This is a genomic window from Microvirga arvi, assembly GCF_016892765.1.
In the GTDB taxonomy this organism is placed as follows: Bacteria; Pseudomonadota; Alphaproteobacteria; order Rhizobiales; family Beijerinckiaceae; genus Microvirga; species Microvirga arvi.
Genome location: NZ_JAFEMD010000107.1, coordinates 1 through 9,552 on the forward strand (window position 1 = coordinate 1; position 9,552 = coordinate 9,552).

The following is a 9,552-nucleotide window of genomic DNA, read 5'->3' on the forward strand; positions in this document are numbered from 1 at the left end:
GCCTGATCCTGCCGGACAGGCTCAACCCGATCACTCTCTGACGCTGAATGTCAGATCAAATGCCGACTACTACAGCTAGATCGTCGGGCTCCAGGGCCGCCAAGAGCCAGTTGCTGCGATGATCCACCGCCTGTGCCATGAGACACTCTCCGGCCCCTCAGCTCTGAACTAACCCGCAGGCAGAGTAACAGGTTGCAGCGCATTAAGCTCAGCTCACCAAGGTGGGGCAGACGGCCAGTCACTGCCACCATAGGCGACGGCCTTTGCCGCTCTTGCAACTAGGTGAAGCTGACGCCGGCCTTCTCAAGGACGGCCTGCAGAGCACGGTTTGATTTTCAAAGCCCGCGACTTTGAATTCATGCGGATCGACAGCTGGGCGCTCTCTGGCGGCGCGTCCGGTTTGCGATGATCACAGAGAGTGCGGCTTCCGAAGCGGCCACACCCGCAGCATCGTCGAATATCCCTTGCCCTTGGTGTCCATCACTGATTGCCACCAGGCCTGGGTTTTGTCGGTCACCCGCTGGTCGAGGCTGTCCGTGACGACCACGTCAAGCCCACTGGAGAATTGATCCAGCCAATAGATCTTGGGCGTCGCCTCCTGCCGGTCTACCAGCAGGAGTGCGCTGTGGTAGCCGTCCATGATCGACAGGCCGTATGCGTACCAGCAGCCACCAGGCTCCGACAATTTCAGCACCGCACCACGGAGGCTGCTTTTGAGCTGCACCGGCTTAAGCGTTCCCGCAGTGCGATCACGCTTGTCAAGGAAGTCGTGCGTGAAGGGCGACGTGGCGAATCCCTTCTGTTGGAGCTGCTGCATCGCCTGCTCAATGCTCTCGGTCGTGAGCGCAGCCATCTGCACGCGGCGATCGCTCGTCCCGCGCGCACGGCTCTGCTTGAGCCCAAGCGGCAGGAGTCGGCCGAGGGCGACATTCAACATCACGATGCAGCTGCAGCGGTCGCCCGCGTTGGCACCGGCCGCGGCAGCGTTGTCCACGTATACAGTCAGGACGTTCGCAATATCTGCCGCATCAAAGCACCGGGTCCAGGTTGTTTTCTCCTGCACAGTCGCCGCACCGCCCGACATAACGCGCTCTGCCAGATCCATGAGCACCGAATCGAGCGCACTTTCCTGGTAGCCCTCAGCGTCCGCTTCCCCGAACTCCAGGTCTTCATCACGCTCAAGGTCCGCCCCGAACTCCAGCGTTTCCCCAGACCACGTCACCGGCTCGCCTGGAAGGATGCGGTGGCCGGTCTGGCCTCCACTCTCGAGCAGCGCCATCTCATTCTCGAAAGACGCCTCGTGACCCCACTGTGTCAGCGCTCCTTCCATCGGGTTCTCCTCTGCAGGATCCGTGGACGCAGCGACGGCCATTGGGCCTTGCGTCCATTCGGATCCTCTGGCCGGTGCGCTCATCACGAGTTCGGCGAGACCCGCGAGCTGCTCGTCGAGCGAAGACGCGAATTGCTCATTGTCCTTAACCTGCGCGGTTTCAAAGGGCTCGCGCTTCTCTGAGCTGGACCGGTCGAAACCGATCTCGTCGAGAATGCTCTCCAGCACCCGCTCGCGTCCGGCCGGTTTTGGGGAAGCGGCAGCGAGTGCCGAACGAAATTCGACAAGCTGAATGGTCCCATCTGCCGAGAGATCAAGACGGGTGTAGCCTGGATCGAGGCTCAGGCCCCCAGTCTTCCGTTCAGCGTCGGTCGGTTCGCGACTCTTGTCATTCCCGCGGGGACCCGCGCTGGTGGTGTTGACGTAGAGCGGACCGATGAACGCATTGGGCGTACGTACGATCGCGGGTGGCTTGGCCCCGCTGACCGCGGGCGGGACGACCTGGCGCACCAGCATCTCGCCGGCCAGCACCGCGCCCCGCTCCTTGCCAGCGACTTGCACCGCATACAGACCATTGCGATGGATATGGCCGGACAGAATGGCCCGCACACCCCGCTTGGGGTCGGCGACCTGCTCGATGAACCAAGCGCGCTCCCGGGCGAATGACCCGTAATCCGCTTCCATGCCGGCCTCACCGCTCCTGGGTCTGATGGCGAAGATAGGATGGCCCTTCCAGGGCTCGATCGTTCCGTCGGGCTTCCGGGTGGCGAAGGTCGTCGGGCCACGGGCGTCCTTCAGGTTGGTATATATCTTTCGACCCGCGAGCATGTCGGGGTCGAGCCAATCCGAATAGGGGCCGATCGGCGGAGCGTGCATGCCAATCAGCTTGGCGCTGCCGGGTGCTTCAACGAGATGCTTCACCAGGCGCTGCTGCAGCGGCGTGAGACAGCGCTTGGCCTTTGGCCCTGGCGCCGAGGCGGTCTCAAGCTGCCACAGCATGTAGGGCCACTCCTTGCCATGGGCGACCACCGGGAAGAGCACATCCTCGTCTTCCGCCCAATCGAGCATGAGCACCTGATGCCGGGTGGGCAGGGCGAAGGCGTAGTCGAAGAATGGGTTGATGACCAACAGGTACCAGGCCACCGACTCGACAGTGGTCTCCGTCGGGCTGCCTGGCTCGTCCAAGGTCCGGGTCTGAGTCAGCAGCTTGCTCAGCGCCTTGAGAGCGGATCCGGGCTCCTCCAGGATGAGCTGCGCCTTGCTCTCGGCGGTTGCCCGATAGGAGAACTTGCGGCTGAAGCCGTGACCGTGCGCCAGCGCCAGGATCCGCCGCTGCTCCTCGGTCGAGTAGCGGGCGTGGTCGTGGATCAGGAGCTTCGGCTCGGGCGCGCCGGCCACGGCGAACGGAGGGTAGGGATTGATCCGCCAGTCGTGATTGCCGAGGCTGGTATATACTGGCACGCGATAGGCGTCGCTGGATGCGAGGAGGTCATGAAACAGGAACCAATTGCGGTCCTCATGATAGAGGCTGTCCTCCTCCAGGCGGCCGATCGCCTCACGGCCCCAATGGCCTCGGCCGTAGTCGATCAGGTCGCCCGTGAGCAGGATGACGTCGCTGTCCCGTTTGGCGCCCTCGTAGGCCTTGCGGAAGCTGGTGTTCCAGTTGTTGTACTGCGCCTTGATTCCCTCCCGCGCGAGATTCTGCTCGTAGACATCCGCCCGCACGCACACGTGAGTGTCGGTGATATGCCCTACCCGCAGCCGCTCCGACCGTCGCCGGTCCACGAAGAGCGGATGGAGAATCTCAGTCCGCTTTCCCTTGACACCCTGGCCGGACCAGGGGTGTAGCGGCCGGTACTCGTATTCGTACTCGTCCAGCAGCTCCTTGCCTCGTTTGGTCCATAGCTCGCCCAGCTTCGAGCGCCGCGGCCGAGCGAACTGCTCCAGCAGCAGCCTCATCTCGTCGGAAGGCATGTCCTCGCCGATGGCTTGGTTGTTCCAGAACAGATGGTAGGCGCCATCCGCCAGACGGGCGGACGCCTGCTCGCTGATCCGGATCTCGTGAAGGTGGCGGAGACCCGCCGCGCTGTAAAAGTCGCGGACCCGTTTCGCGAGGATGACAACCACTGACCGTTCGCCGTCGGCATCGCCTCCGAACGGAATGAGCTCGCCGAAGGAGTCCTTGCTGTCGGGCAGTGCGAGGCCCGGCTTTCTGGCGTCATCCAGGACCTCGATCTCGTCCGCCGCGAAGCTCCGCCCCAAACCGGCTGGAAGGTTGCGCCGGCCCTGGCCAGACCAGGGCACATACCGCAGAGCGCGCGCGACTTCCTCTTTGGGAAGATAGGGACGGTCGGACAGGAGCAAAACCGTGATACAGTGGGTGGCATCGCTTAGCTTGAACGGATTGCCGGCGGTGGCTTGGGGCCGGGGTGCTATCGTGGCCGGGAACCCGAGCGCCGGCCACAGGATGCGGACCCGCACTGGTCCTGACGGAGCAGCGGATTCGAACGACGGGGTCGGTTCGTCGCTCGAGCCGAGTCGGATGACGAGGCCAGCTTCGTCCGCTATGTCGGAATGTCCGACCATGAGTTCTCCTGCCCGTCCGTTCTCAAGGCCACGAAGAGCCTGCGCCGTTGTTTCCGCCTACGAGCCACTCCAGAGCCGAATCCGGCACCGGACCCGCCACCCCCTGGGGGGCAGATCGCTCCAGGGCGGCTAGGGAATCCATCAATTCGCTCTCGCCAGCCGGCTCGGCTTCCAGCACGGTCATTGCCAGCTCCTTGGAGGCCGCTGTTCCCGCCTGCCATCCTTTCTCGGAGTCGAGCAACTGCTTGCGAAGCGTGACCTGTTCTCCCGAGAGGTTGAGCCCCTGGACATGCCTCAGTATCTGGCTGATGCGCACGCCCTCGTTTGCAATCCAATCGATTAGGGTCTCGCTCATGGTAGGGGTGTAGACGCGTCCATCCTTGGTGAGGACCCGCCCCTGAGCATCCTTCTTCGGTACGCCGGAATGATGCAGGGCGACGATCTCCCACTGATCGTTGAACACGGGAGACCCCGAGGACCCGGGCGAGGTGTCAGTGCGGTAGTGGAGAAAGTTGTCGAGCACGTCGATCACCTGATTTTCCCGGAGCGCGAGCTGCTTCCGCTCGCCGCTGGGATGCTGGATGATGCTCACATACTCTCCGATGATGATCTTTCCCTCCGCGGCGGAAAGGCCGTTCCACCCGTAGGGAGCGATCTTTCGCAGGTCGCCCTTGAGGGCCACGAGGCTGAAGTCCAGCATCTTGTCGGTGGCAAAAAACGCGGCCGGATCGAAATTCAAGAAGAATGAGCTCTGGAGCCTGCCGTCGATGCCCTCCTGGAAATCGAACTCGATCCGGCTGGTTGCGGCAACCCCGGCATCGGTCAGCACGTGATTGTTCGTGAGCAGGAGCCGCGGCGAGACCAGAAAGCCGGTCCCGTAGCCCTGCAGAGCGCCGTCGGCCCGGCGGACATGGATCCGCCCGACGGTCCGGGCGATTCGCAGCCCGAGCTCGAGATAGCGGACGCTCATGAGGTCGCTCTTCCCCATGATCCGCTCGAGGGTCGCGAGGCCAGCCCCCTGGGCCTGGCCGGGAGTCGGCAGACCGACGCCTTCGGTCTCGATGATCATCTGGGCAAGGTGCTGGACCCGCTTGCGCACCCGGTCAGGGGAGTCTGCCTCCAGGAGAGCTCCTGAGTGGATCTTCGCCTCGTGCCCCTGACGGACAGTCTGCCGCTCGGTAAAACGGCCCTCCGTCTGTTGGATGAGCTCCGCGGTGATCATGATTTGCCTCTCCCGGCATCTGGCGCTGACTCCGGAGGCGTCGTTATCGGGAATTTGATGGTGGCCCGCACGGCCTCCGGCAGCTTGAGAAAGATCTCGTGCAGCTTAGGAAACTTGCTGTTGAGCGCAGCAGCATCCTTGATCCTGTCCTGCGTGACCACATCCTGAATAATCGTCAGCACCGTTTCATCTTGGCGCTTGAGCTCCTTCGCTGCAAAGAGGGCGGTCAGCAGGAAACGCTGGCCAGGGTTTGACAGAGTCCCCGGGAGCGTCCGCTTGATGACCTCTGCCCCACGGCCTTGGGATCCACCGAAGAACATCAGCGGAATGAGAAGGTTTTGATCCATTTTGTGATCTCCCTTCAGTCGAAGGCTTCCATGAGGACCATCAACATGAGCGGCGACATTGCATCCTGGGTGCCTGAGGATGAGCTCCCAGCACCTGCCTGACCGAACATACCCGGCTGAAGCATCAGAAGCGGCAGAAAGGACGAGAAGCCGCTGCTGTCGGCAGACACCTTCGGAGGCTGATCATTGCCGCTATGTGTATGCTTTTTGAAATCCTGACTCAGCTTCAGCAACAGGAACATAGACATGGTGTTCTGGCTCTGTGGATCCTGCCGGCGGAGCGCAAGTTCGCGGCGCACTCGCGTGAGCTCGTTCTGAACCGCATTCACCCGTTGGGTGTTCGCATTCAGCGCCTGCTCAAGGGTCCGGAACTGTGTCAGCGTGGGGACCGGTGAAGGCAAGTTGAGCTTGGCCGGTCCCTTGGGTGTGTGCAGTGTTGCACTGGAGAGACCTCCCGGCGCAAACACTCTGCCGCCTGGCCGGAAGGGCCTTGCAGCCTCATCCGCACTTTCGAAGTCGAAGCTCTCGAATGATTCGACCTCGTCATAGCCTTCTGCAAACGTCGTCATGAGCCGTACCCTCCTTCATGGTTGCGCTCAGGGTGTTCACGCCGGGGCCTGCCTATGCAGAGAGCCACTCGACCCAGCGCCGGCGTGATCCACGCCACCAATGCGGCTGCGTCGGGATCACGAGATCCCGGCCCGCCTTTCCCGCCGCACTCATGACAGACCATGTCCTCGCCGAGGCAGATCGGACACGCCCCAACCAACGTGGCGACGAACCGCACTGTCGCCGCAGGATCGCATGTCGCGTGATGCGCCGGACTCAAGAGAGAAAGCACCATGGCCGCGGCAAGGGGCTTGTCCACTAAAGGTCCCTCTATCTCATCAGGCTCGACACCAAGCCGCTGGGCCAGGATGCTGGCGATCGTCCGTGCAGTCTCGGTGGTCATGGCACAGTCCAGCGGCCTTCAAAGGCCTCTGGTCCCCAGTCTGATGCCTCTAAGCTCTCGCTGCTCTCGTCGACAGAGCCGAGCCCGAACTCCTTTCCGCCCTTTCCGCTGGCGGCCATAAACTGCACCAGAACCGGCACGATGGCGGCGAGCTGCTGCAGGGCTTGATTGATCTTGGCATGACTGGCGTCCGCCGACAGGGACGCGGAACCGGGTGCTGCAGGTTTCGAGGCTGGAGCAGTGGCAGAAGCCGATGCGGCCGACGCGGGCGAGGTGGCACTCGAGGCCGCTCCGAGCGCTCCGCCCGCCGCGGCACCGATCAGTGCCCCATACGGCCCGGCCGCCGCGCCGGTCGCCGCACCGGCCATGGCGCCTTTTAGCGCGCCCGACGCCCAGGACGGCAACTCCGTCGCATGGATGCCACTGTCGTCGGATTCGAAGTCCAGGAAGGCCTCAGTCGTACCGCTGGCCGTGGACCACACGCCAAGCTCCCGCATTGTCAGCCCTCCATTCTCGGTCGTGCGCCCACAACGGCTTCGCGGATCAGGCGTGCCAGGCCGTCGATGCCGACACCGCGCATGGACGCGCGGCCGTAGATGTCGATGCGCGCCCCATCCAGACTGATCGCCACGATCGGCAGCGGGACCGAACGAAAGAGGAGCGCTTGGTACGGAGGCGCCAGCTCGGTCGCAGTCGATGAAGTGACGACGATGTCGATCGGACGGTGCAGCGCCTCCTGCAACTCCTCGGGGGATCCCACCTGCTCCACGACGGTCATGTCCGACTCCTCGTCCACCGCCTGCCGGACCACGGCCGCCAACAGCGCCGGCACTTCCGCTATCAGAACCTTGATCTCATCCGACCCGTGGTGCCGGTTGTCGCCCATGGCTGTCGCATCACGCATGGCTGTAGAATGCCGGCGCACTCGCGCACAGCAAGAGATCCAAGGGTTCAAAGGAGATCCAGGAAGGGTTCAGTTCCAGAGATGGTGCGCACGTGCACCCACGCGTCCACGCCAGAGGTAATCTATTGGCAGAGAACGAGATTGCAGATCTGTGGGGGATCTTAAGATCCGGATCCCGGCACGGTCTGAATGGAAGGGAGTCTGAGGAGGCGTGCACGCCGGACACGGGCGACGGCCTGGGTTCGGCGGGTGACTTGAAGCTTTTCGAGGATGTGGTGGACGTGGTTCTTGACTGTGCAGAGCTCGATCCCAAGGCGTTTCGCGATCTCCTTGTTAGAGAGCCCCTCGTCGATCAAGGTGACGATGCCACGTTCCCGCGGCGTGAGCCGCACGTGCTTCACCTCCGGCGCGAGGCCGTGCGAGAGGCTCTGCAAGCGCTTGACCAGCAAGGCCGTCACCCGGGGTGAGCAGTTGATCTCTCCGCGCCCAACGCTCAGGATATCCCTCACCAACTGCTCTCCGGTTGCCTCTCCTGACACGAAGGCTACTGCGCCGGCTTCAACACAGCGTAACGCCTGCTGCTCTTCATCGAGCACCCCGTAGGCAATCACCCTCGCTTCCGGCGCCAAGCGTGCGAGGTCCTGGACGATGTGCGTCTCGCAGACCGTCGCGGCCTCGAGCAGGATCACATCGACGTGCTCCGCATGAGCGCGCAGCAGGGACTCCTCATTGACAGGTAACGCCGTGACGACCGTCAGGCTGGGGTGCCCAGCGAGCAGGCGGGCCAGCCCTTCACGGTAAAGCCGCACATTGGCCAGCACTGCCACGCGGATGGTCTTCAGAGTGTCGGGTTGGATAGCAGCCATCGGCACAAGCCTTGACTTGGCGGGACCTTCTGTAAGGTCCTGCGTCCTGTTTGTCATACATAAACGTCTTAGGTGAAATTCTCGTCCATAATCGTCACCGTTCTGGTGGAGGTTTACTTTGATGCTAAACTACTCGCAGCAATATCTCAGCACACCTTCGCACAGCATACTTGATCAGAACTATTCGAATATGCGCGGCAGAACCCACAGAATGCGACTGGTCGATACGATGCGCTCGCAGAAGCAAAGACTATTGTGCGACTGTTTCACTCATCGGGCAAGACAAAATTCACGAGGACGCTAAAGCTCCATGGTTATCGCGGGATACCTTTATCGGCTTCGGGTTTCTCCGATCATGCAACAAATTGGTGCAACCCTTAGTGAGGCACTTGTGATGGTATCTGCGGAGTTCTGCTGGACAAGCTGGTGAGATCACTGGATGACGGTCACGTTCGGGACCGTCACGGTGTCGAGGTCGATACAGGCGTCGGCGCCGGTACCTCAAACGGCGCCGAGCCAAGGTGGCAGGGTATAGTCGTAGGCATGGATATCACCAAGCTCGTGATTTCTTATACGACCCACGCCCCCCGTCACTCTGGGGGACCCACTCCGATCATTGCGAGCACCCAAAGGCAGTTATTCGACGAGGTCCCCCTCTAAAAAAGAGGGCGGCCTCTCGGGAGATTCAGCCTATTTCTCCGATCGCCCAAAAGGCCATGCCGTTTGACGGGGAGAATTGGTTGGTTCCGAACCCTCATGAGTTCCGGCAGTCCTGAGAACAGGACGGAGCGTCAAGGGCGGCACTCAGGATCGCATCGGAACGTTGGAAATCTTGACAACATGTCCCGAGCGGCGCCGTACAAGAGCCGACGTATTTCAAGTTTGCAGGTCGAGAACCGCTGAAGACCTTTGGTGGACAGTTTTTGGCGCGCGAAAGTCGCAGGAATTCAATCGACCGTTTGATTTTCAAGCCTGCGACTTTGAATTCGTGAGGGCCTCCAGCTGGAAGTTCTATGGGCTGTAAAATGCTTTGGATCGATTTACAGCCCAGTAATGCATGACCAGCGTGCCTGATTCAGTCTTTCGGTGCTCTTTTATCTAGGATCAGGCGTGCTCGATTGGGTTGAGTTCTAGCCAACCCCGCGGCGGGAAAAATTAGTTCAATCTCTGCGACGAAGGAGCCGCTTACATTGTGAAAGCTTGAGGGCTTGCATGATGGGTAGGTCTGCTTCGGGGCTCAACACGGATCAATGCACAATGTCGGCTCAGTGCCATGTGTGGACGGCTCCCTGTTGGCAAGGGATTTGTTTGACACTTCTGCTGGGCTGGTCGGTGCGGCCATGTG

At 61.8% G+C, this 9,552-nt stretch carries 7 protein-coding genes; all 7 read right to left on the reverse strand.

Annotated elements, in window-relative coordinates:
• Window positions 1–409: 409 nt before the first annotated feature.
• Window positions 410–3,916 (reverse strand): metallophosphoesterase, encoded by a 3,507-nt coding sequence (locus tag ILT44_RS28895; protein ID WP_204243061.1) that lies wholly within the window; start codon window positions 3,914–3,916, stop codon window positions 410–412.
• A 22-nt stretch (window positions 3,917–3,938) separates the two neighbouring features.
• Entirely contained in the window at window positions 3,939–5,138 is a 1,200-nt protein-coding gene (locus ILT44_RS28900; RefSeq protein ID WP_204243062.1) for a trypsin-like serine peptidase, read from the reverse strand.
• Complete coding sequence (locus ILT44_RS28905) at window positions 5,135–5,485, reverse strand: hypothetical protein (protein WP_204243063.1); 351 nt, start codon at window positions 5,483–5,485, stop codon at window positions 5,135–5,137. Before ILT44_RS28905 ends, ILT44_RS28900 begins: the two co-directional genes overlap by 4 nt.
• A gap of 14 nt (window positions 5,486–5,499) precedes the next feature.
• Window positions 5,500–5,952, reverse strand: coding sequence for a hypothetical protein (locus ILT44_RS28910; protein WP_204243064.1), 453 nt, complete (start codon window positions 5,950–5,952; stop codon window positions 5,500–5,502).
• A gap of 481 nt (window positions 5,953–6,433) precedes the next feature.
• Entirely contained in the window at window positions 6,434–6,934 is a 501-nt protein-coding gene (locus tag ILT44_RS28915) for a hypothetical protein (protein ID WP_204243065.1), read from the reverse strand.
• Between the two features lie 2 nt (window positions 6,935–6,936).
• Entirely contained in the window at window positions 6,937–7,341 is a 405-nt protein-coding gene (locus ILT44_RS28920) for a helix-turn-helix domain-containing protein (protein ID WP_204243066.1), read from the reverse strand.
• 161 nt (window positions 7,342–7,502) lie between these two features.
• Complete coding sequence (locus ILT44_RS28925) at window positions 7,503–8,207, reverse strand: LuxR C-terminal-related transcriptional regulator (RefSeq protein ID WP_204243067.1); 705 nt, start codon at window positions 8,205–8,207, stop codon at window positions 7,503–7,505.
• Window positions 8,208–9,552 lie beyond the last annotated feature (1,345 nt).

Coding starts and splice junctions, on each gene's coding strand:
- ILT44_RS28895 (WP_204243061.1), bottom strand. CDS start 3,916: ATGGTCGGACATTCCGACATAGCGGACGAAGCTGGCCTCGTCATCCGA.
- ILT44_RS28900 (WP_204243062.1), bottom strand. CDS start 5,138: ATGATCACCGCGGAGCTCATCCAACAGACGGAGGGCCGTTTTACCGAG.
- ILT44_RS28905 (WP_204243063.1), bottom strand. CDS start 5,485: ATGGATCAAAACCTTCTCATTCCGCTGATGTTCTTCGGTGGATCCCAA.
- ILT44_RS28925 (WP_204243067.1), bottom strand. CDS start 8,207: ATGGCTGCTATCCAACCCGACACTCTGAAGACCATCCGCGTGGCAGTG.
- ILT44_RS28920 (WP_204243066.1), bottom strand. CDS start 7,341: ATGCGTGATGCGACAGCCATGGGCGACAACCGGCACCACGGGTCGGAT.
- ILT44_RS28915 (WP_204243065.1), bottom strand. CDS start 6,934: ATGCGGGAGCTTGGCGTGTGGTCCACGGCCAGCGGTACGACTGAGGCC.